The sequence below is a fragment of the Paenibacillus sp. FSL H7-0326 genome, assembly GCF_001955535.1.
In the GTDB taxonomy this organism is placed as follows: domain Bacteria; phylum Bacillota; class Bacilli; order Paenibacillales; family Paenibacillaceae; genus Paenibacillus; species Paenibacillus shunpengii.
Genome location: NZ_MPVN01000007.1, coordinates 122,236 through 144,698, shown reverse-complemented (window position 1 = coordinate 144,698; position 22,463 = coordinate 122,236). Strand labels below are relative to the sequence as shown.

At 42.1% G+C, this 22,463-nt stretch carries 22 protein-coding genes and 3 pseudogenes; 19 read left to right on the top strand and 6 right to left on the bottom strand.

What is annotated here, in order from left to right; translation table 11 throughout:
- Nucleotides 1-85: 85 nt before the first annotated feature.
- From BK126_RS25380 to BK126_RS25365, 5 genes and pseudogenes are all read left to right on the top strand, one after another.
- Nucleotides 86-967 carry a LysR family transcriptional regulator gene (locus tag BK126_RS25380; RefSeq protein ID WP_076315285.1) on the top strand — a complete coding sequence of 294 codons (882 nt, stop codon included), beginning with the start codon at nucleotides 86-88 and terminating at the stop codon, nucleotides 965-967.
- A 52-nt stretch (nucleotides 968-1,019) separates the two neighbouring features.
- Nucleotides 1,020-1,196: a hypothetical protein gene (locus tag BK126_RS29550; protein ID WP_179085596.1), complete on the top strand. Its 177-nt coding sequence runs from the start codon at nucleotides 1,020-1,022 to the stop codon at nucleotides 1,194-1,196.
- A 645-nt stretch (nucleotides 1,197-1,841) separates the two neighbouring features.
- The gene (locus BK126_RS25375) at nucleotides 1,842-2,114 is read left to right on the top strand and encodes a DUF2277 domain-containing protein (protein ID WP_076315284.1); all 273 of its coding nucleotides are present in this window, start codon (nucleotides 1,842-1,844) and stop codon (nucleotides 2,112-2,114) included.
- 385 nt (nucleotides 2,115-2,499) lie between these two features.
- Nucleotides 2,500-3,159: pseudogene (locus tag BK126_RS25370) on the top strand (endonuclease MutS2); the annotation flags it as partial.
- Nucleotides 3,141-3,650: pseudogene (locus BK126_RS25365) on the top strand (glutamate synthase); the annotation flags it as partial. The pseudogenes BK126_RS25370 and BK126_RS25365, both read left to right, overlap by 19 nt.
- A gap of 149 nt (nucleotides 3,651-3,799) precedes the next feature.
- Here the strand turns inward: BK126_RS25365 and yeiL are convergent.
- Nucleotides 3,800-4,471, bottom strand: a complete 672-nt coding sequence (gene yeiL, locus BK126_RS25360; RefSeq protein ID WP_083656206.1) for a transcriptional regulator YeiL — start codon at nucleotides 4,469-4,471, stop codon at nucleotides 3,800-3,802.
- 77 nt (nucleotides 4,472-4,548) lie between these two features.
- On the opposite strand from yeiL, the gene BK126_RS25355 reads away from it, so the two are divergent.
- The 4 genes from BK126_RS25355 (at nucleotide 4,549) to BK126_RS25340 (ending at nucleotide 7,414) form a co-directional block, all read left to right on the top strand.
- Entirely contained in the window at nucleotides 4,549-5,250 is a 702-nt protein-coding gene (locus BK126_RS25355) for a YjjG family noncanonical pyrimidine nucleotidase (protein ID WP_076315282.1), read from the top strand.
- Nucleotides 5,247-5,897: a YczE/YyaS/YitT family protein gene (locus tag BK126_RS25350; protein ID WP_076315281.1), complete on the top strand. Its 651-nt coding sequence runs from the start codon at nucleotides 5,247-5,249 to the stop codon at nucleotides 5,895-5,897. Before BK126_RS25355 ends, BK126_RS25350 begins: the two co-directional genes overlap by 4 nt.
- Nucleotides 5,898-5,977: 80 nt before the next feature.
- Complete coding sequence (locus BK126_RS25345) at nucleotides 5,978-6,856, top strand: PhzF family phenazine biosynthesis protein (RefSeq protein ID WP_076315280.1); 879 nt, start codon at nucleotides 5,978-5,980, stop codon at nucleotides 6,854-6,856.
- Between the two features lie 24 nt (nucleotides 6,857-6,880).
- Nucleotides 6,881-7,414: a polymorphic toxin-type HINT domain-containing protein gene (locus BK126_RS25340; protein ID WP_083656204.1), complete on the top strand. Its 534-nt coding sequence runs from the start codon at nucleotides 6,881-6,883 to the stop codon at nucleotides 7,412-7,414.
- 934 nt (nucleotides 7,415-8,348) lie between these two features.
- Here BK126_RS25340 and BK126_RS25330 read toward each other — a convergent pair.
- Nucleotides 8,349-8,978, bottom strand: coding sequence for a TetR/AcrR family transcriptional regulator (locus tag BK126_RS25330; RefSeq protein ID WP_076315278.1), 630 nt, complete (start codon nucleotides 8,976-8,978; stop codon nucleotides 8,349-8,351).
- A gap of 163 nt (nucleotides 8,979-9,141) precedes the next feature.
- On the opposite strand from BK126_RS25330, the gene BK126_RS25325 reads away from it, so the two are divergent.
- Nucleotides 9,142-9,504: a winged helix-turn-helix transcriptional regulator gene (locus tag BK126_RS25325; protein ID WP_076315277.1), complete on the top strand. Its 363-nt coding sequence runs from the start codon at nucleotides 9,142-9,144 to the stop codon at nucleotides 9,502-9,504.
- A gap of 109 nt (nucleotides 9,505-9,613) precedes the next feature.
- Here the strand turns inward: BK126_RS25325 and BK126_RS25320 are convergent, their stop codons facing one another.
- Together BK126_RS25320 and BK126_RS25315 are read right to left on the bottom strand one after the other, a co-directional pair.
- Nucleotides 9,614-10,834, bottom strand: a complete 1,221-nt coding sequence (locus tag BK126_RS25320; RefSeq protein ID WP_083656202.1) for an MFS transporter — start codon at nucleotides 10,832-10,834, stop codon at nucleotides 9,614-9,616.
- 51 nt (nucleotides 10,835-10,885) lie between these two features.
- Nucleotides 10,886-12,310 carry a hypothetical protein gene (locus BK126_RS25315; protein ID WP_076315276.1) on the bottom strand — a complete coding sequence of 475 codons (1,425 nt, stop codon included), beginning with the start codon at nucleotides 12,308-12,310 and terminating at the stop codon, nucleotides 10,886-10,888.
- Nucleotides 12,311-12,804: 494 nt separating this feature from the next.
- Here BK126_RS25315 and BK126_RS25310 point away from each other — a divergent pair, with 494 nt between their 5' ends.
- Entirely contained in the window at nucleotides 12,805-13,737 is a 933-nt protein-coding gene (locus tag BK126_RS25310; protein ID WP_076315275.1) for an alpha/beta hydrolase family protein, read from the top strand.
- Nucleotides 13,738-13,848: 111 nt separating this feature from the next.
- Here the strand turns inward: BK126_RS25310 and BK126_RS25305 are convergent, their stop codons facing one another.
- Entirely contained in the window at nucleotides 13,849-14,463 is a 615-nt protein-coding gene (locus tag BK126_RS25305; protein WP_076315274.1) for a TetR/AcrR family transcriptional regulator, read from the bottom strand.
- 113 nt (nucleotides 14,464-14,576) lie between these two features.
- On the opposite strand from BK126_RS25305, the gene BK126_RS25300 reads away from it, so the two are divergent.
- Complete coding sequence (locus BK126_RS25300) at nucleotides 14,577-15,074, top strand: hypothetical protein (protein WP_076315273.1); 498 nt, start codon at nucleotides 14,577-14,579, stop codon at nucleotides 15,072-15,074.
- Between the two features lie 173 nt (nucleotides 15,075-15,247).
- Here the strand turns inward: BK126_RS25300 and BK126_RS30365 are convergent.
- Nucleotides 15,248-15,891: pseudogene (locus tag BK126_RS30365) on the bottom strand (IS110 family transposase); the annotation flags it as partial.
- Between the two features lie 287 nt (nucleotides 15,892-16,178).
- Here BK126_RS30365 and BK126_RS25290 point away from each other — a divergent pair.
- The 7 genes from BK126_RS25290 to BK126_RS25260 all read left to right on the top strand — a co-directional run bounded on the left by BK126_RS25290 (nucleotide 16,179) and on the right by BK126_RS25260 (nucleotide 22,460).
- Nucleotides 16,179-16,604 (top strand): MarR family winged helix-turn-helix transcriptional regulator, encoded by a 426-nt coding sequence (locus BK126_RS25290; RefSeq protein WP_076315272.1) that lies wholly within the window; start codon nucleotides 16,179-16,181, stop codon nucleotides 16,602-16,604.
- 184 nt (nucleotides 16,605-16,788) lie between these two features.
- Nucleotides 16,789-18,123 carry an NtaA/DmoA family FMN-dependent monooxygenase gene (locus BK126_RS25285; protein WP_076315271.1) on the top strand — a complete coding sequence of 445 codons (1,335 nt, stop codon included), beginning with the start codon at nucleotides 16,789-16,791 and terminating at the stop codon, nucleotides 18,121-18,123.
- 24 nt (nucleotides 18,124-18,147) lie between these two features.
- Nucleotides 18,148-18,888: an oxygen-insensitive NADPH nitroreductase gene (nfsA, locus tag BK126_RS25280; protein WP_076315270.1), complete on the top strand. Its 741-nt coding sequence runs from the start codon at nucleotides 18,148-18,150 to the stop codon at nucleotides 18,886-18,888.
- Between the two features lie 169 nt (nucleotides 18,889-19,057).
- The gene (locus BK126_RS25275) at nucleotides 19,058-20,062 is read left to right on the top strand and encodes an MsnO8 family LLM class oxidoreductase (protein WP_076315269.1); all 1,005 of its coding nucleotides are present in this window, start codon (nucleotides 19,058-19,060) and stop codon (nucleotides 20,060-20,062) included.
- Between the two features lie 357 nt (nucleotides 20,063-20,419).
- Nucleotides 20,420-21,781, top strand: coding sequence for an NtaA/DmoA family FMN-dependent monooxygenase (locus BK126_RS25270; RefSeq protein WP_083656200.1), 1,362 nt, complete (start codon nucleotides 20,420-20,422; stop codon nucleotides 21,779-21,781).
- Between the two features lie 239 nt (nucleotides 21,782-22,020).
- Nucleotides 22,021-22,182 (top strand): hypothetical protein, encoded by a 162-nt coding sequence (locus BK126_RS25265; protein WP_218639266.1) that lies wholly within the window; start codon nucleotides 22,021-22,023, stop codon nucleotides 22,180-22,182.
- A gap of 56 nt (nucleotides 22,183-22,238) precedes the next feature.
- Nucleotides 22,239-22,460: a hypothetical protein gene (locus BK126_RS25260; protein ID WP_076315268.1), complete on the top strand. Its 222-nt coding sequence runs from the start codon at nucleotides 22,239-22,241 to the stop codon at nucleotides 22,458-22,460.
- The last annotated feature ends 3 nt before the right edge of the window (nucleotides 22,461-22,463 follow it).

Below are 22,463 nucleotides of genomic sequence, written 5' to 3'. Positions count from 1 at the left end.
TACGGTTTAGCAGGTTGATACGGAATTTCAAATAAGTTAGCATGGTATTAACTTATGGTTTATGCAAAAGGAGGAGCCTGCCTGAATGATTGAGCAATTAAAGACGTTTGTTCAAGTGGCGGAGTCCGGAAGTTTTTCTAAGGCAGCCGAAAAGCTTTTTATCTCTTCAACCGCTGTGATGAAACAAATGAATTTGTTGGAAAAGCAAACCGGAGTCCCACTTCTTATCCGTACCAACCACGGTGTAAGCCTCACAAAGGCAGGAACAGCTTTTATCAAAGATGCGGAATATATGCTGCAGTATTTTCAAGAATCTCTTATTCGCATGCATCACTCTGCACGGGCCGATCGGCATGTTGTTCGGGTGGGTACTTCTATGCTTAATCCCTGTAAGGTTTTAATTGATTTGTGGAATGGGATTAGCGACCGATACCCTCAATTCGGTATAAACATCGTTCATTTCGAAGATGACGCACATACACTCCCAACCACTTACCGCATGATTGGCCAATCACTCGATATCATTGCGGGGCCATTTCTTACAGATAATTTGAAAGATTACTATCGTGTACTTGAACTGGGGAGTTACCGCGTTTGCTTTGCCGTATCTCGGCAACATAGGCTGGCTTCAAGAAAAACACTTTCTGTTAAAGATTTGTATGGGGAAAGATTGGCTGTAGTGAATGGTGGGAATAGTGCCGTCATTCATGACCTACGTGATTTCCTGAAAACGGAACATCCTCAAATACAAATAAAAGATGTTCCGCGTCTCTATGATCTTGATGTGTTTAATCGCTGTGAGGAAAGTAATACAGTTATGTTAACGTTGGAGGCGTGGGCAGATATTCATCCATCCTTGGTGACGATCCCTAGTGATTTAGATTTCGCAGTTCCATATGGTTTAATATATCCATTACATCCATCCAAGGAAGTGGGTCAATTCTTAGAAATTATAAAAGAAATGTAAGGTAATATTTTACCTAAGGCTGAGTGATGTCGAGGACAGCACAACGAAGTTTATGGCAAGGCGGAAAGATGCAGATCACGGGCAGATGTTGTATTATGCAGATGGCTATGTGACTGCTTCGTTTATGTATCACCTCAAAGGTGATGAAGAAGCGGCCAATGCGTTTTTCGGAGAGAATGCAGAGATAATTCATAACGAAAAGTGGCAGGAAACTGCGAATAATCAATAAAAGGACTTAACATAATTTCTTTTAATACGTAGCAACCGTGTTAAACCTCTCAGCTTGTCAGTTGTCACATAACATTGTGAACATTTTCATGCATTATGGTACTTAATGTGATCCGGCTCAGTTTGGTCGTGTCGAGGGACAAGAACTTGTACCGATTGCCGAAAAGGACAAGAACATGGGCCGATTACCGATTAGGCATATATCTAATCGCTGCTCCCCACCTTAATTCATTAAACTAACGGGCCAGGGTACTCCTCAAAATCAATTAACCGGGGTAGCCCCAACGAACTCCTTGTCGCTCCACAGCATCGCATGTGATACGGGATTGATGTCCCAACCAGCCTCGAACATGGTTATGACAAGTAGGTGTGAACATTATAGCGCTCGGGATCTGGTCCCACGGGCAGGTGCGTTCGATCCGGCGACTGACAAATACACCGCAGAATAAAAGTGGTCAACCAGTAAAAACTGGCTGACCTCATAATACGACGGGAAACGTTAGTTCAATACAGCAAAGGGCAGTTTGCCGGTTGGCAGCCGCTTCTTTTTTTAATATGAGATGTTGAGTAACTACAGGAATGAACAAACTATGTTATGCTGGATAGAACAAAGTGCGTTCATTTCAAGAAAGGGGTTTAAAATGCCATGTGCCGAAATATCAAGACCTTATTCAATTTTGACCCGCCTGCGACGGAAGAAGAAATTCAGGCTGCAGCGTTGCAATTCGTAAGGAAGCTCTCGGGCTTTAACCGTCCTTCCAAAGCAAACGAAGCGGCGTTTAACCAAGCGGTGCAAGAGTTCACCGTCGTTGCACAACAGCTGCTAGATTCTCTGGTGACTCAAGCCGAACCTCGCAATCGAGAGGTTGAGATCGCTCGGGCACGGGCACGAAACGCCAAGCGATTCGGGGAATCCTAAGCGGGTATAGACGGAATCGCATTAGATTCAATGAAATAACTATAAAATTAATGAGAGGTGCTTTTTCGGTGAGTGCAGTAGGTACGAAATAGGAAAATTTAATGGAATAAATACGATAGCAGAAGGAAATTTTACTCATAATATCCTTTTATCTAGTTATGTTTCTATTCCATAACCTATGAAGATACCTTCAGTACATTTATAAAGCGCCTAATATTAAGGAAATAGCTGTATTTATATAGCTTATTTCAATATGTATATTTACACAGGTCTTGTGAATGTAAAAAGCTGCGGTATCCCCGCGGCTTTTTTGTGTTTACTTTTATTTCTATGAAAATAAACAACAATCTATATCATTTTATAGTTGCAGTGTCATTGAAATCTAATAATTAAATCTTATTGTGTGAGTGGATTAGGAAAACAATTATTAGATAAATTAAAACCAAGTACAAATCTAAATGTAGTCAAAAAGCGTTTAAATGAAACAACGTAAGCACGAACAATCTTAGATGCTGGGTGGCATGTGCCTTTTTTAGGTGTATCTAATATTGATCATTCAATACAAAGTCTGGAAAAAGAGTTTTTTGCACCAGTACTTGCATCATATGCCAATTCAATGACTGAATTTGAGAATGTGGAAGAAGAAATCAATTTTACGATCAAAGGGAGCAGTATTGATTCAGCTGCTAGTAAAGAATTAAAGAAAATTCGAAATAGTATTGAAGTTACTGAGGAAAAAATAAATGATCGATTAAATAAATTTTTAAAAAGTAGTGCAAATAAGGAGTATATTCAAGAATTCTTTATTAGTAAGAAAGGTGAACGCTTTACGATTCCTATAAAGGCTTCTTACAAAAATCAAGTTCCAGGTACAATAATTGAAGTTTCTTCTAAAGGTTCCACTGTGTTTATAGAACCAACTACAGTGACAAAGCTAGGTGGAGAACTTGCAAGTCTAAAAGCTGAAGAAGCAATGGAGGAATACCAAATATTAGCTAGTTTATCAGGAATGATTTTAGAGCACATCCATTCCGTATTCATCAGTTGAAACAAGTGGATGGTAAAATCAACATTTTCGGCATGAGCCTTGGTGGAGTAAAGCAAGTTGGGAGCATAGATGAAATTGTTGTGAACACAGGAAGTCGTCGGGATTTTTCGTTCTTAAGCGAGCTACGACTGAATATCGATCAAACTACGGAGAGTGTAGAAACGCTAGCTCCACTTATTGATCCTAATGTACACAGCTGTGGAACGGTTCGTCCACACGGTGAAAAAGAACTTCAGCATCTGGAAAAGAACTTTTATATGTTAAGCATGAAGAGCTACGGCCGAGCCCCAACTTTTCTAATGGCGACAGGCTACGAGCAGGTGAGATCCATTGCTGCATACCTGGCAGGAGATTACAAAGGAGCCGGAAAAGTAGAGTTGGAATTACCAGAGACGGGTGTATGCAGTATAAATAATGTATCCGATCAAGCTGAGGAGAGCTGCTGTTCTACAACACCTGCTGCTAAAGTGTCTTCATGCTGTAGCTAAGCTAGTGAAACTCAAATATATAAGATAATTTAGATGGGCCCGCTGGTTGACGGGCCTTTATGATAAAAGCTGACGATTCTTCAATTCAATAATTGAGTTAAATCAACGACTCCAATCTGATACGTTATTTTCACCAAACATATAATAAATTAATCTTTTTTTGAACTCATTCTTTCTAACTTTTCTTTATTAATGATAAAATATTCCCTGCCTTGTTTTTCTAATATTCCTTCTTCACGAAATTGGTTAAGTGTGTATAATAGATGTCGATAGCTTCCCCCCACGTATTCTGCTGTTTCGGTATGCTTCTCTTGAAAGTATCCATTATTTTCTATTTCTAGAATATATTTGGCCAATCGATTTTTAAATTCATAATCCTGCATAGCTGTATAATGATCAGTTCTTTTAAGTAATTTATTACCTAAATATTTTGATAAATTATGGAGGAAAAGATTGTCATTTAACAGATGCTCTTTCGATGAAGCCAATGGAACCGCTAAGCATGTGCAGTTATTTATAGCCACAACATCCTTTAAATTCTTTTCAACCTCAATCAAAGATAATTCACCAATAAAATCATCTTTCTTTAGAAACTGAATCAGCGCACGTTTTCCATTTTCGTGTACTAAATATATTTTTGCCTTCCCATCCAATAATAAAAATAGGTACTGAATATCTTCATCAAAGCGCACTATATATTCATTAGCAGAAAACTTACAAACAAAAGCCTGATGTAAAGCTGTTTTCGGAAAAGTTTCTTGAATATCATTATATATATCCACAAAATTTTCAGCGTAATCCTTTAAATTAATTTTCTCCATTTTATCACCTCTATATGAGATATCTCCTATTATTATATTTTTACTTTAGATATATTACTACCTAGAGGTGGTTAGGAATGAACAAATACAAACATATTATTTTTGACTTAGATGATACGATACTTGATTTTCATAATTCAGAAGAGAAGGCTTTGAAACAAATTATTACATTGTACGAGTTACCTTATAACAAACAAACCATTGCATGTTATAAGTACATTAATGATGGATTATGGCATCAATTAGAGGAAGGCTTGATTTCTCGTGATGAAGTGCTGACAACGCGGTTTTCGCTTTTTTTGAAGGAATTTCATATAGATGAAAACGGAGCAAAAGTTGAAGCTATGTACCGAGAGCATTTAAACCAAGGTCATTTGGCCGTTACCCATGCACATGAATTATTAAATGCTCTAAGTAAGCAAGATTATAAATTATACATTGGAACAAACGGTGTAGGAAAGACTCAAAGAAAAAGATTAGAAGATGCCAAGCTACAAGCATATTTTGAACAACTTTTTATCTCAGAAGAAATTGGTTATGAAAAACCGAATCCCCATTTCTTTTACTATATTTTTGATGCCATGCATATAAGCCGCAAAGAACAAGTTCTAATGATAGGTGATCGTTTGACATCAGATATTCAAGGAGCGATCAATGTCGGAATAGATTGTGTGTGGTTTAACCCTAAGAAAAGCATGCCTAAATCATGTTCACCAAAGAGCACATATACAATAACAAATTTAATGCAAATAATGGACTTATTAGAGGAAGAATCATGAAAAAAGTAATTCCATCAATCCTACTCTATATAGTAAGTGCTATTGGCATTAGTCTTACATTAAAAGCCGATGTTGGAGTAAGCAGTTTTAATGCGATGAATTTATCTATATCTGAGTGGACTTCCATCAAAGTTGGTACAATTACATTCATTGCAAATCTCATTTTTCTAATCGGATATATCTTCCTTTGCGAAGAAAAGGATTATAAAAAATTCACTTTGATGTTCATTTCCATCTTGTTTTTTGGAATGATTATTAATTTCTTCCTCTATACTATTTTCGGTACGATTCACGTAGAAAATTATTTAGTAAGAATCGGACTTCTTATTTTCGGTTTGATACTAGCCGGTGGATCAACAGGTATTATTCTATCATTAGATATTATTCCTTTTCCTATTGAAAGTTTATGTTTACGAATAGCTGAATTAACAAAACGCTCTTTCTCTCAGTATAGATATTGTGTCGATCTATTCTCTATTGTTATATCAATAACAATATCACTACTATACAGTTTACCAATCAATATCCGTGAAGGAACGATTATCAGCTTCTTCTTATTGTCCGGCATTATTTCTTATACACGATTGAAATTTGCCAACTATCAGCAGAAACCAAAAAAAGGGGAATATAGCGCTAGCGCTAATTAGCCCTATAACTGCGACTTACCATGGAAGTGGGAGAGATTGACTGGGATAATCATTACACATCCGTTGAGGAGGAGAGGAACATGAATGTGGAAGTGTATACGTTAAATGCGTTTGCGATAGGGGACCGTGGCGGTAATCCAGCTGGCGTTGTCTTGGAGAATGGCCTTTCGCTGGATGATACCGAGAAGCAGCTCATAGCGAAGGATTTGGGCTTTTCGGAAACGGCCTTTATGGAAAAATCCTTGCTTGCGGATTACAAAATCCGCTTTTTCACCCCCACCAGCGAAGTTGATCTGTGCGGACACGCCACGATTGCTGCATTTGGACTAATGCGTTCGCTGGGTTTGGCAGAGGAAGGGGCCTTCTATAGGATAGAAACCAAGGCAGGAATATTGGATGTGGATATTAGCTCGGAGGTTCTTGTTTATTTGTCACAGGCTTTACCACAATTTCTTGAAAGGATATCCTGTGAGGAAATCGCCCCATCTTTGGGGATGGATGCCGAGGATCTTGAAACCGGGTTGCCCATCCAGATTGTTTCGACGGGGCTTCGGGACATTTTGATCCCGATTCGCAGTAGGAAGCTCTTGAATGAGGTTCAGCCCAATTTTGACGCTATAACCGCCATAAGCAAAAAATATGATGTGGTTGGATATCATCTGTTCACACTGGATACTCCAGACGATGCTGCTGCGGAATGCAGAAATTTTGCGCCGCTGCACGATATTCCCGAGGAGAGTGCGACAGGAACATCCAACGGTGCCCTGCTCTGCTATTTGTACCAACATGGCCAACGATCTTTGCGGGAAGTGGAGCACGTCATGATCCGGCAAGGGTATTCGATGGATTGTCCTTCTGAAATCAAGGTTGGATTGCGCCTGAGCGAGAGCGGCGAGATCAACCAGGTTCGGGTTGGTGGTGCGGTAGCTGGCATTGAACGAAGACAAATTATGATATAAGCGGAATTTATTTGAAAACTTGAAATTCCTTCTGGAAAAACAGTTGAAAAGAAGTTTAAGTTAGAAGGTCAAGCATTAAAATATGCACAGTGTAATTGTTTTACAGAAGGAACTAAAGTCCAAACAGACGAAGGGGAGAAGAGTATCGAAGGCATTGAAGTCGGAGATAAGGTTCTCTCGAAGAATGAAGAGACTGGCGAGGTTGCTTATAAAGAGGTAACAGCGACGTTCAACCATGAGACGGATGAAATTTATCATATTTATGTGGGCGATCAAGTCATTGAATCAACCTATAATCATCCGTTCTATGTAAAAGACAAAGGATGGACTTTCGTTAAAGACCTGAAAGTTGGCGACTTGCTTGTTTCGAGTGATAGTTCTAAACTGGCAATAGATAAGATTGAGAAAGAGCCACGGGAAGCAACGGTTTATAACTTTGAGGTCAAAGACTTTAATTCTTATTTTGTATCCAATCTTGGAGTATGGGTGCATAATTGTGGGATTCTTAAAGCCAATAATATGTCAGAGTTCTTTAAACTTGATTTGGTTCTTCGTTAAAGAATTTTTCACAAAAAACAAGTACTGTTGTTAAAGGTGCTACGGTGTACAAGATTACTGGAAAAACAGTTAATGATTATTTGAAAAAAGGTGACCAATATTATTTAGATACATTAAGGAAGAACTAAATGAACAAGTTTCTAATTTAAATGATTTCCAAGAAATGATTATTGAACTTAGGGATATTTTATCCAAACTTGAGAACAGTGATTCACATTCGGTAGATGAAACGGTTGAAACCCTGCTACAACTGCACTTGAAATATTCAGACTGCATTTGGCATATTGACCAAATCCATGAGTTAGTAAAAAAAAAGGCAGGAAACTATCGAGATTCAAATTAGTTTTTTATCAGAGACCTTGGGGCAATAAATCCTCAAGGTCTTTCTTTTACCCCACGAAATCAGGAGTACCCCGTATGCCAAGAGAAAGACGTACATTTACAGCAGAATTCAAGAGACAAATGGTTCAGTTATATGAAAATGGGAAAACAAGAGCAGCCATTGTAAAAAGAGTATGAGCTTAGCCCATCTGCTGTCGGGGAACAAGAACATATTCCCATTGAAAGTCGCTATTTTAGCGACTTATTTATTTTATCGGTACAAGTTCGTGTCCCAAGCCAAGGACAAGAACTTGTACCGATTGCCGAGATGGACAAGAACATGATCCGATTACCGATTAGCAGTATATCTATTCGATTCTCAGCCTGCTAAATCATTAAGCTAACGGGTAGTTTAAGCAGATTCCTCATTTAATTGAAAAAGTTTTATAAAAAGGTAAGCGATACGTTGATCGAATTATTGTGAGGGGCTGAACCAGAACTTTATTCCGTGATAAAAAGGAGGATTATGGCGTTCCTTCAACACAGGAATAACGACGACCAATCTAAAAAAATATATTTAATAGATGCCACTCTATCAAGTAATTTGTATTGCTCAATCAATCCTCTCGATTACGTTGTCAACAGATAACAAATCCCATACGCTCATCAAATGAGTTATGGCAGCAGCAATTTCCTCGTATGGAACATCGTCTCGGGCTTGCGTAGAAATCCCTCGTAAAAATGTTTCAAATAACGTAATCACCATGGAAATATCCGTGAATTCTGGCAACTCCCCGTTGGCTACGGCTCGTTCTATACAATCTTTGATCCACCCCCGGACTCTCTTTCTTTCATTTGATAGAAGGTCTTGGATATGTTGTTGCTCAGGAGAACAGTTAACTGTGGACAACACCAACAGACAACCTAAAGGGTGAGTGTTCTCTGTCTGGAACCGAGCTGCTTCTAGCAGTCCCAATTCCATGGCTGCTCTCGACGTTATGTTTGTATTTTTGAAAGTTTCCGAAGCATGTCCATACATCGATATGTACCGATCAATCACTTCGCGGAACAGATCTTCTTTTGACTTAAACGCTGCGTAAAAACTTGCAGATGATATATCTCCCATTGCGGCCTTTAACTGAGCTAGTGAAGTGGATTCGAAGCCATATTCCCAGAAAAGAATCATGGCGGCGTCAACCGCCTCGTCACGATTAAATGTACGTGGACGTCCTGTTCGCGGCATAAGATGACCTCCTTTTTTAATTTTATACTAATCGATCTAGAAGTCCTTGACAAGAATGGAGTGTTTAAACATAATATATGGAATGAATGTTCTATAATTCGAATTGGCTGAAGAGAGATCACTTACATTTGTATAATCTTTTCTAAAAAGGATGTGTCGACAAATGATAAACTTTCGAGACAAAGAATATCGCTGTACCTCGGAAATTGTACTCGGCTTAATCAGTGGGAAATGGAAGATATCCATTTTAAACCGCTTAGCAAAAGGTCCAGTACGGTATAATGAGCTGCGACGGGAACTTCCTGAAGCAACCCAACGTATGCTTACGATGCAGCTAAGAATACTAGAAAGCGACGGGCTTATTATTCGCAAGGTTTATCCAGTTTCACCGCCAAAAGTGGAATATTGCTTATCTCAGCTGGGTGAACAACTTTCCGTTATGCTCATGATGTTATGCGATTTTGGAACCAACTATATCGAAAACTTTCCCGATGAAGTATTGTACACAGATCACAAGAATGCATAAAAAGCTACTGCTGTGCATTTACCATTAACCATGCCTTGATCGGGCTGCTCTTGATACTCGAAAAGCAGGAGGTACTTTTCAAATTACCTCCTGCTTTGATATGTCTTAATTATATATTTCCTTCGTGTTGATCTCGCAGTGCATTATTCACTTTCGTCTTACTGACGGTTCCTTGCTTCAAACGATAGTTGACCCATGCCAACACTGCCGCGAGTACGGCTACAATCCCCCCAGACCAGGATAGATCAATAAGCTTCATGTTCGTAGTGACAAATCCACCTAAAGCGGATCCGATCGCAATGCCAACATTGTTGGCAACGGAGGTTAAGGACGAGGCTAAGTCTCTTGCCTCCGGAACATGCTCATCGGCAAAATCAATGAAGTACAACTGCATCGTCGAGTTCATAAGATAAACAACGAGAGCCATGAATGAGATGCTGACGAGTCCCCCAACAAGAGAGCCGGAAGTAAAATAAAGTGATACCAAGATGACAGATTGAGCCAGAAGCACATAGCGAATTTTTTTCATCCCGTCACCGACAGCCAGCTTTCCTCCGATTAGCGTGCTGAAAATAGACACAACACCATACAGTAAAAAGATGAGACTAATATAACGAGCCGGAACAAAAAGCACATCCTGAAGCAAAGGAGCTAAATACGTATAGATGCTATAAGTAGCTGCTATACTTAACATCATAATGGCGAAAGCAAGCACAATTCTGGGGTAGGCGAGCAATCTGAGTTGTTTTGTGAGTGGACTGTGCGTTCCTTTTAGTCCTCTAGGAATGGTTGCGATGCTTGCTATCAAAGAAATGATTCCCAACAATGTGGTTAACCAGTATGCCAAATGCCAACCGCCCCATTGTCCGATAAAAGTACCAAGAGGTACGCCAAGCACGCTTGCCACAGTGAAACCAGTAAAGATGATGGAGATCACGGGCCCTCTTTTTACCGGAGGCATGACTTCACTTGCCACTGACATCGCGAGTGCGATCAAGACGCCGGTAACTACGGCCGTGATTATTCTTGACACCAGAAGCAGGCCATATGATTCTGATAAAGCCGTGATGATATTCCCAACAATAAATATGCTGAGTAAGACAAGGATGAGAGGGAATTTGGAAAATCGGCTGAATAATGCTGTGAAGACCGGTGTACCTATAGCAAAGGTAAGCGCAAAAGCCGTCACCAGAAAGCCTGCAGTCGATATGGCGATTTTCATATTTGTGGCAACTTCAGATAATAATCCGACCATCAAAAACTCACTGGTCCCCAGAATAAAGGTCATTAAAAATAAATTCATTGTCAAAAACTTTTGTTGTCTGGTCAATATAGATTCTTCCTTTCTATCCAAAATGAACGGTGGGTTTCATTTCACAACTTACAGCACTAGAAATTGCGTACCGAAGCCTTTGCCGGAAACATATGCCGCCTCCAGCTCCTCCTGATCTCCTTTTTCCAATAAAACTACATTTTCGGGATAGAGTTTGCCTAGTAGAGCCCATAGGACAAGTTCGTTTTTGCCAGTCGGAATGAAATGGATGCCATCTGCATTGGTGACCAATCCTGAATGCGAGAGAATGTCTTCAGCAGGGTGCCAGTTGATGTAATCTCGTTTTTTAAATTCGCACCCGGCATTGCTGCTTCTTTGTGGCCGATATAAAAACCGCTGCCCCCTAAAAAGTTGACCAAGATCTACTGCAAACTCGCTGCCTTTCATCTCCAAACTGAACTGAAGGGTCGTTCGATCTGTACTGGTATTTGGCAGCAACCGGCCAATGGATGGTTCATTGTAATCCTCCCCATATTCAGGAAGCAATTCGTCGTCTGCGAGTGTTCCTTTTCCTGCTTCTTTACGGGGCGCGGCATAATAATCTTCATATTCATAATCGAAGGAGACCGCAGCCAAACCATCTGCATCTTCTGCCTGTATCGTTTGTACGGGATACCATCTCAGGAGATAACGGGATGCCGTACGGGCAGACTCACCCAAACCAGCCGGCAAAACAGTGCCTAGACGATATTGGAAGCCGTAACCGACTTTATCCAACCCTGAGCTAACCACACTTTGTGCGTAGTGGATGATCGATTTGTGTGTCAATTTTTTCTTGAACAGTTGCGTTAAGAATACTTCTCGGGATGGCTCTAGAAAACGCAATCCTTTGAATTCTCTATATTCCTTGACTTCAAACGGAACCTCTTCCCAATTGGCAAATGGTAATAAGGCATCCCGAAGTAAAACGAATTGGTGTAAGTATTCATTATAAATCTGCATAATTCTTGGTCCGCCGAATGGTCCCCAAACCTGAGCAGTGGCTTCCGGGGTCAGTGGATGACCATAACAGTGGCTTCGAAATTCCAGTTCACTAAGCGTTTCTGATCCATACTCAGCCAATGTCTTTTTCTCAGCATTGATCTCTCTGGCCCAGCTTACCAATTGTTCTCCGATACGTACCGCTTGAGCACTAATCTCTATACCGGCATGATCTTCAAGTTCCAATGATTTTAAGGGCAAAGAAGACAAGCGTCCGGAAATCGCCAAATTGGCTAACAGGCTATTTAAGAGTACTGTCGGATTGCTCTTCACTGGTTCACCCAGCTGAACCAGCATGGCCTCAAGCATTTTATCGAGTTCGATAACAATCTCTTTTGCTCGATATATGCCTGCAGGCAAATTCCAATCCACGTTCGAGTTCACGCCCTGTCTGATGGAGTTGACTGGTTTGCTGTCAATGAGTCGCTCAATATCTATGGTTTCTCCCCAAACGACTTTCTTCTCTTTCAAAATAAGTTGATATTCCTTCATTTCTTAGCACCTCACCTATGATTTTTTTAACGACTGTGTGTCGCACAATCAATTGTGGATTGATCGTTCTGTATGTAAGGTTATCAGCCTTTCTAATTGGTGAAAAGTACGCACTTTTTTGTGTGAACGGAACATTTTTGTGGGGTAGGATACATTTTGATACTAGAAATGGACTTGATACAGTGATCGGCTCTGCATGCCGATGGTGTCTTGAGATGAAAGAAGGGCGGGAAAAGATTTTTGAGAAATGATAGTTTTTACTTCCTTTCAGAAGGATGGTCGGCTGATTGATGCTCTGGAGATGATTTGCCATTAAAGTAGGGGAATGTTGATGAATGAGGCCTAATCGAGTGATTTATTAAAAACTTATTGCAAACGGAATTATGTTCCGTTTATAATAGGAACGTGGTTCCGTTTAAGCTTATCTTTGCAAAACAAAGGCGGCGTTAGCCATAAATCTTAATATCTTTTAAAGAAGGGAAGGAACAATTATTATGGAATTCAAGATTAACGCTTCCTCTCCAGTCATCTCGGTGAAGCCGATAGTGTTATCAGCCCCAGGCCGTGGTGAGGATCTGCGAGTGAGAGTATCCGCGCCGACGACCGGTCGTAATTTACCTATCATTGTTTTCTCACATGGATCCGGCTCTTCGTTGGAGGGCTACGGCCCCTTGGTTGACTTCTGGGCTGCACACGGCTTCGTGGTCATACAACCCACCCATCTCGACTCGAGGACAGTGGGCCTTCCTAAGAACGATCCCCGCACACCACGGATCTGGCGTTTCCGAGTCGAAGACATGAAGCTCATCCTCGATCAGCTAGATCTCCTAGAATCTTCCGTTCCCGGCCTCAGCGGACGTCTTGACCGAAGCCGTATCGCTACAGCCGGACACTCCTTCGGCGGCCAAACGGCGGGCAATCTTTTGGGCTTGCGAGTTCTCAACCCGGAAACCAAGAAGGAAGAGGATCTGGCCGACTCGCGCATCAAAGCGGGCGTGCTATTGGCTACGGCTGGGCAAGGCGGGGACAGCCTGACACCGTTCGCGGCCGAGAACATGCCGCACCTGAACGTGAGCTTCGCGCACATGACCACACCTACCCTTGTGGTCGCCGGGGATCAGGACAACATCCCGCAAAAATATCAGTTGACCGTCCGCGGCCCGGAATGGATGACCGACCCCTACTTCTTCAGCCCGGGAGCCGAGAGCTTGCTTACCCTCTTTGGCGCAGAACACTTACTTGGTGGAATCTCGGGTTACGAGGTTAAGGAAACAACAGATGAAAACCCGGAACGTGTCGCTTTGATCCAGCGGGTCACATGGGCTTACCTTCGCCAAGCACTCGACATTGAGCACACCAGCTGGTCGGTAGTGCAAAAGACTTTGTCGGAGAGTACCAACCCAATTGGTCGAATTGAATCCAAATAAGCTCTAAGAAATGCAAAGTGCGCTCCCTCACCGGCGTCGAACCGGTGATGGAGCGCATTGTGTATTTCTTATCGATTCGACGGAGACAACCTCCGTCCACTTAACGAGGCGTTAGCGGTTCGCGCGGTAGCGCAACCCATCCACGAGCAGTGCAACAATATGTTGCGCATGCACAGTATCTCCGTCATGTACCGCCGTACAGAGGCTCGCGACCGCCCACAGCAATTCGTCTGGTTCGACATCGGCACGTACCTCACCGGCAGCTGTCGCTGTTTCAAGCAAGGACTTTAGTGCCGGACTTAGTTCCTTTACAAAGCAGACAGGCAAAGTCTCGTATGCCGGATCGTTTGAATGTAGAGCCGCCGCAAGTCCGCGTTTAGTTGCTATGAAGTCCAAGTAACGCTGCATCCATCGCTCTAGTGCCTCAACGGGTTCATATTTAGAGGCTAAATCTCCCGCAGCATATGCGCAAGCATCGATCTCCTGACGGAAGACAGCCTCGATCAGGTCCGAGCGCTGTGGAAAATGGCGGTAAACAGTGCCCACGCCGACGCCGGCCTTCTGCGCAATCTCTCGAACCGGAGCGTCTACTCCCGAAGACTCGAACACAGTCATCGCGGACTGGAGCAAAGCATTAATGTTGCGTTTTGCGTCCGCGCGCACGAAACGAACCTTGTTATCACGAGGCTCTAAGCCATCACTGCGGTCTTCTATTTTGTCGTTCATTAAGTTATATCCCCCATACATTAACGGAATTCATCCATTACCACATACCCGGATAATTATAATATTAATACTAAGATGATTCAACAGTATTCCGATTTCAACTTGGTATGTAAGTGGTTGGTTTCAACCATATTTTCCGAATATCCTTTAAAAATAAATCTAAATGTATGGTTTATCTAAATAACATAGAAGATATATTTGGAGATTTTCTTCCTAAAAAAGAACATGAAATCAAAGAGTTGTATAATATAAGAGTTAGAGAGCGTCGTGACAAATATATGGGAGACGATCAATTGACAGCTCATGTTTACTACTCCCATGACAATAAGAATATTGTTGTCGAACTGGGAAACGACGATAATAAATATTTGTATTACCATTGTCTTAGAGAACAAATGAAAAGTCACCCCAAATCATTTGATGAAATATATGATACGAGGCAATTTTTTCAACGTAAAGAATCTACTTTCTTTAAATGGTATCCTGAAGAGGTGTATGCCTTAGAGGCTTTAGAGGATAAGCGATCTGTGTTTGCAACTCATCTTCAGAGTTCAAGTATAGACATGGAGCAAATCTACAGCAGTTGTTTTACTGATCGGCTTTTGATGTAACAAGAATACCTTGAAATCCTACTTTCTCTAACGCAAAAGAAATCTAGAGAAGTTGCCCATTATTACTGATAATTTGTACATGTTAGAGAAGAGTGAATATAGCCTTCTGGCCTTAATTGAAGCAATCTCCAAAAATTCAATGATTTATATAGGGCATGGAGAAAAATCAAAATCCGTATCACATATTGCTTCCAGCCAGCAAGAACTTGATCCGTAGTTAACTGACCGATCTCACTCGGTAACGGGAAGAGTCTGAGTGTGGCAATTGCACTGGTGCAGGTAAGGATCTTAAAAAACCTGCCGTAACTCAGGAAAGAAAAATGTCTACCCAGCGATGAATCTGGTTGACGGCACTGTTGAGGCGCTAGGTAACGGTTTCTCGATTAGCCATGAGAATACGTAGTTCTTCGTAAGTCTCGGAATGAAAACGAACAGGGGAATAGTACCCATTTTTAATCATGTCCGCAATAACGAGCGCATCTTTCTGATCGCTTTTAGAGGGCGAATCATCTCGGTTTTCCTTGTTCTTTTTGACAAGATGAGGATTAACTAGAACAGCTTCTAAACCTTGATCGGTGAGCCAGCGTGCAAATTTTGCTCAGTTTGTGGGTTTTAAGCAAGTTCTGGATCCAACGTTTGAAAAGCTCGAGGCCTTCACGGTGATTTCCAAATGGGAGCAGATTCCCTAGAGCAATCCCACGATAGCTGACGGCCCTGGCTACAGGGGTCTCTTGAGCGATATCTACGCCACCACTAAATGATGAACGGTAATGTTTTCAATGAGTTGATTTTGTTTGTCTTGTGCTTTAAATTTCATGATAGAGCGACCTCTAGATGGGCTTTTTGAGGCAATGACCTCGTGCGTAACCCCATCTTAACGAGGCGCTCTTTTTTATTCAAACTCCAAATATTCGTATTACAGGAATTCTAACGGGCAGGGGAATGTGAAGATCTGCCTCCGATGTAACAGATAATTATAATATCACGATGAACCCATCAGATTCCTTTGTCGAGTTAAGGTAATTGACCCCTGTTGACACTAAGATATCACCGTAATATTTAGTGGGCTAAATATTACGGTTTGACTGCTGAGGAGATGTATTCATGACAGATACAGTGGACTGTGATATTCGTCAGTCGTTAAATAGAGTTTCATCCCAAATGCGTCGAGATTATAGCGAATCACTGAGGGAACTTAACCTTTATGTAGGTCAAGATAATTTGCTTTCTCGTTTGTGGTTAGGAGATGGAGTAACACAAATGCAATTATGTGAACATTTAAAATGCGAACCGCCTACGGTAACAAACATGGTTAAGTCACTAGAGCATAATGGGTTTATATACCGTAAACGTGATGAACATGATGCAAGGGTTATGAGGATTTTTCTAACAGACAAAGGCAGAGAATTAGAGAAACCGGTTGAATCCAAATGGAAAGAGCAGCAAGAAAAATTACTGCAGTTAATTTCACCGGAAGATCGCTTATTATTAAGGCGGCTTTTGAAGCAAATGGAGAGTAACTTAGTCTAAGTTTTCTCCTATGATCATACTTAGCATGCTAACTAAACTCATTTATTTAGCATGCTAAATAAATTAAATCAATCGGAATAAACAGTAATTATACTTAGTCTGTTAACGATGTAAGACTGCCTGTTTAATTAATTCATTAGATTTTTTGTTCATATGTCTATTTAAAATTAAGGAAAAAAGAAACATGTATAAAGGAAATGAAATGCAACTAGCGCTACAAATGGTTTCGGGATACGGAAGTGAATTCAGTGCTTGGAGAATGCCCGGCACTGATCCAGCAGCTTACACGAATACGGATGCTTATGTGGAACGAGCTAAATTAGCCGAAAAAGGAAAATTCCATATGATCTTCATCGCGGATACTCCTGTATTAGACGGTAATTTAGGCTCTCAAACCCCTAGTTTCCCTATGGATCCTTTGTTAGCACTGATGGCTGTAGCCAGGGAAACGAAATATATTGGGCTTGTTGCTACGCTCTCAACTACATTTAATTATCCATATAATATAGCACGTCAATTCAAAGCACTGGATGTTATAAGTCATGGACGTGTAGGATGGAATGCGGTCACCACATCTAATCCAGCAGCTGCAGCGAATTTTGGTGCTCAGGTTGCCAGTCGGAAAGAACGATATAACATGGCTCATGAATCGATCCAAATTGTCCAAGCATTGTGGGGAAGTTGGGAACAAGACGCGTGGACGTTAGATGTAGAAGACGGACAATTTGCTGACATGGACAAAATTAAACCTATAAATCTTAAAGGGGAGTATTATGCATCGCGTGGTCCTTTGCCAATCCCCCCTTCTGAACAAGGTCAGCCCGTTATTTTTCAAGCAGGTGGAGGGAATGAAGGATTGGAATTGGCGGGGAGGTACGCGTCTGGTGTATATGCAAATCCTTATGATATAGAATCTGCTCGTGAACACAGGCAAGCGCTTCGAGAAAGTGCTGTCCGTTTTGGCCGAAATCCTGATGACATTAAGATGTATGCAGGTTTTATGTTTTCCATAGGTTCAACCGAAGAAGAAGCTTTAGAACGGCGAAGACAGCTTATGAGTTTTAATCCTCACGAGATTCCGAGCAGGGTAAGCTACCTTGGTTCCATGGTTGGTTTACCACTTTCGGTGAATTCGATAGATATTGATCAACCTTTACCGGAAGACTTGTTGAAAAAAGCATATGCCAATCCAATGGATCCACGTTCTGAGATCGCTTTACAGCGGCTAAGACAAGGACTATCTATTCGAGATGTTCTTGCTCATGGGGTTATCAACTATCACCCGGTAGTTGCGGGTACCCCCGTACAAGTTGCTGACTTCTTAGAAGAATGGTTTTTGGCGGGTGCATGTGATGGCTTCTCCGTTGTTCCGGATATAGCCTATGATGGAGTTGCTGATTTTGTGAACCTGGTTGTTCCAATTTTGCAAGAACGCGGTTTGTTTCACAGAGAATACGAAGGAAAAACACTGCGTGAAAATATGGGAGTTCCTTTTCAATACGGAAGATTGGAATACTAATATAATAATAGAGGAGAGGATTAAATGAATAGTACCGTTGAAATGCTTCATAATCATACATCCATTCGTTCTTATACGAATCAACCACTGGAAGAGGAACAAGTGGAGGCAATCTTTAAGGCAGCTAATCAAACTTCGTCTTTCAGCCTTCTACAGGCCGTTTCCATCATTAGAATTACAGATCCAGATCTTCGAAAAAAAGTCATGCAGCTATCTGGCTATCAGCCTTATATTGAAGAAGCAGCAGAGTTTTGGATTTTTTGTGCAGATTTTAACCGGAATCATCAAATTGCCCCGAATGTTGACCTTGACTACATTGAATTTCTTTTAATCGGTTCATTCGATGCTGGGCTAATGGCTCAAAATGCGTTAACTGCAGCTGAATCAATGGGACTCGGTGGTGTATATATCGGTGGAGTAAGACTTAATATAGCAGAATTAGCTGAGTTATTAAATTTACCAAAGTATGTGGTTCCTTTAGTTGGTCTGTGTATAGGCCATCCAGCTGGAGAGAAACCTGGACTAAAACCACGTTTGCCTCAATCGATGGTCATGTTCGATAATCAGTACCAGCCACTCGATGAAGAAAAATTAGCAGCTTATGATCAACAAATGCGTGAGTATTATCAAGATCGTCCTGTCAGCGCGCCTTTCACAGTGAAGAGAGTAAAGGGATGGAAAGATCATATCGAAAATCATCTTGAAAGAAGTAAACAACCCTTCATGCTTGAGTATTTAAATAAACAAGGCTTTGCAAGAAAATAATTCATATATAATTTTACAGAAACGTGGTTTTTTAAAATTGATTATCAGGCAGATACGTTAAGAGGAAATTTAGATTTAGCTTTTATACCGTAACATTATGCAGAAAAAAATTAAGAGAAATAGCCAAATTATTAAATTAACTAAAGGCCGTTAAACAGGAGAAGACGATATGAACTATTCAATACTTGATTACGTGCATATTTTTAAGGGAGAAACCCCGCAACAAGCACTAGAAAATACAAAAGAAACATTGGAATTAGCTGATTCTTTAGACTATAAGCGCTACTGGTTTACAGAGCATCACAACGCAACGACAATTTTTAGTATGGCACCAGATTTATTAATGATGCTTGCAGGTACATTAACGAAAAATATGAACATCGGGGCAGGAGGCATTATGTTGCCTAATTATAGCCCTTATAAAGTGGCGGAAAATTTTGCAATATTAGAAGCAGCGTTTCCAAATCGTGTGGATTTAGGCATGGGACGTGCATCTGGTACAGACCTTTTAGCAAAAATTGCACTCCAAATGACGAGGGAGAAAATGATTGAGGTAAATACAGCTGATCAGATTCAAGAGATCATCTATCATTTAACGAAATCCTTCCCAGTAGGTCATCCATTACAAGAGCTAAACATTCCTGGTGCACCGTATAAGCCAAATATGTTTATGTTAGGCTCATCCGATGGTGGCTTAAGCTTAGCGGCAAAATTTGGTTTAAAATTTGCTTTTGCAGGTCAATTAAACCCTCGTCAAGACGTTCAATTATTAAAGCAATATAAACATAGCTTTGAAGCGCAAGGTCATGAAGAAAAGCCGTATAGCATTTTATCGAAATTTATTTTCGTGGCGGACACTGAGGAAGAGGCAAAGCTTGCGGCATTACCCGCTGAGATTAGCTGGATGAAAATGTATATGGGTGCAAAAACAGAGGAACTGCAACTATTATCGGTGGAAGAAGCTGCTAACTATGAATTCACTCCGGATGAACTAGCCATCCGTGAACAAAATAAAGGGCGCTTTATTATTGGGAATCCCGTGCAAGTTAAGACACAAATTCAAGAACTTGAACGTACAGCACTCATCGACGAGATTATGGTCGCGGATTTTTATGCAGATCAGCGTACGCGATTAAAAGGATATACATTATTCGCTGAATTGATGAAAGCATAATAGCTCTAGACACACAATCCTTAATAAACGTGGCGGTCTTCGTACGGGTATGCTTGTATGAAGGTTTTTGAAAGTAGACATACCTAAACGATTTGAGCCAAAAGCTTTGGAGCAGGTACAGCTTTTGTTGGAATCAATGGTCGTAATGTTAAAATCTATCCGAGAATCTTACGGTGAATCTTTAACTATTAAAGAAACTATACAATCATTTTATTGATTTTACAGGAGGAAGACATGTTGTTTTCACTTCAGTGACAGGGCGATGTATAGAAGGCTATTTAGCAATACTACAGCTATGTCTGTTTTACTAAGGTGACAACATTCTCTTACTAATTCTAGTAAAAAGAAGGTTTATCAATGAATAATAGAAATATGAAAAACAAGCACATGATCCTGGGCGTGACCCTGGGGAACAACTTTGGTACGCACCCCGCCACATGGCGGATGCCGCACGTGGACCCTCGGTCCTACACGAACATCGATGCCACGGTGGAGCAGGCACGGACAGCGGAACGAGGGGGACTGCAGTTTGTCTTTCTGCCTGACCGTCTCTTCTTGAATGGAGACCTGTCCACAGCACCTTCCATGTTCAATCTGGACCCGATCATTACACTCTCGGCGGTGGCACAGGCGACCGAACGAATCGGACTGATGGGCACGGCGTCCACCTCTTTTACCGAGCCATACCTGCTGGCCCGTCAGCTCAAGGTCCTCGACGTCATCAGCCGCGGCCGGGCCGGATGGAACGCCGTGCCGAGCTACGAACCCGAAGCCTTCGCGAACTTCGGCAAGGTACTACCGCTCCGGGAGAACAAATACGAGCGTCTCCACGAAACGATGCAGGTCGTCCAGGCGCTCTGGGGAAGCTGGGGGTATGAGGCGGGCCAGCCCGACCAAGCCGGCATGTATGCCGACCCGGCCCACATCTGCCCGGTCAACCTACAAGGCAAGCACGTCGGAGCACGAGGACCCCTTCCTGTCCCGCCGTCCGAGCAGGGCCAACCGGTCATCATGATGCCCGCCAGCAGCGGATACGGCTTGCAAGCAGCCGGCATGTACGCCAACGTCGTCATCGGAATGCCATCCAGCATCGAGGAAGGCCGAGCCGAACGTCAAACTGTGCAACAGGCCGCAGCACAGGCCGGACGGGACCCCGAGGAAATCAAGTTCGTCGCATTCGTCGGTTACACCGTCGGCGACACTGAACGCCAAGCCCTGAACGCACGTCGCGCGCTAGATGACCGGATAGATGTCCATGGGCAGCTGTCACGCCTGAGCGCCTATCTCGGTCTGCACGAGGAACTCACACTGCCCGACGAGCCCCTTACCGCGGCGCAGCTCGCTTCCGTCCGCGCGTATCCAAACGACGCACGGTCTGTTCGCGCAGTCGAGCTGGCCAAAGCAGGATGGTCGCCACGTGACATACTCGCCCATGGTGTGTTCGATCCCAATCCCTACGTGGCCGGCACCGCCGAGCAAGTTGCCGACCATCTCCAGGAATGGTTTGAAGCCGGGGCAGCGGACGGATTCGTGACGAACTTCGACGATTTCCACACCGGAATCGGTGACTTCGTCGATCACGTCGTCCCGATCCTGCGCGAACGCGGCCTCTTCCACGACGGCTACGAGGGAAGGACCCTCCGTGATCACCTCGGACTGCCAACGCAGTACGGACTCGACACCCGCATCGCAACCGGATCGACAGGAGGAACCCGTTGATAGACCAGAAGATCATCTGCAGTATGGCGCTCATCGACGGGTAGTAGGTACTGAAAAACGCCTAGCGCGCCCCGCTAGTCGATCCGTGCGTAGCGAAAATTGAGGCGAACATCCGCTACGCACGGGTTGATTTAGAAGGGCGATCCGCAGCAGATTTTATTATTGCGACGTTATTTTTTGGTTCGGCAGAGAAAGTAGCCGATCAAGTTCAGGAATGGTATGAAGCGGGTGCCATAGATATGTTGTTGGTACGACAAGAATATCCAACAGGTCTAAAAGATTTTGTTGACTTGGTGGTTCCTATTTTACAAGAAAAAGGTATTTTCCGTAAAGAATATGAATCATATACTTTGGGTGGTTATTTGGGACTCTATTTTCCAGAAAATAGATATTCAATATGAATTTGAAGAGCCGAAAATAGATTATACTTTGATTAAATAGAGGAGAGATGTAACCAATGGAAATTGAGGACATTATCCTCACTTGTATAAAAGAACACCCAGGAATAAGCGCAAAGAAGATTGTTTCATGTTTGGATTCAAAAACAAACGATTTATTAGTAACGGAAGAAACGAATTCGCAAGCTTCTATTTTCAAAAAATTAAGGACCCTGAAGAAAAAAGGGAACCTTCATAATAGAGGTGACCGCTGGTATTTTATGAATGGTAATATAGGATAATTG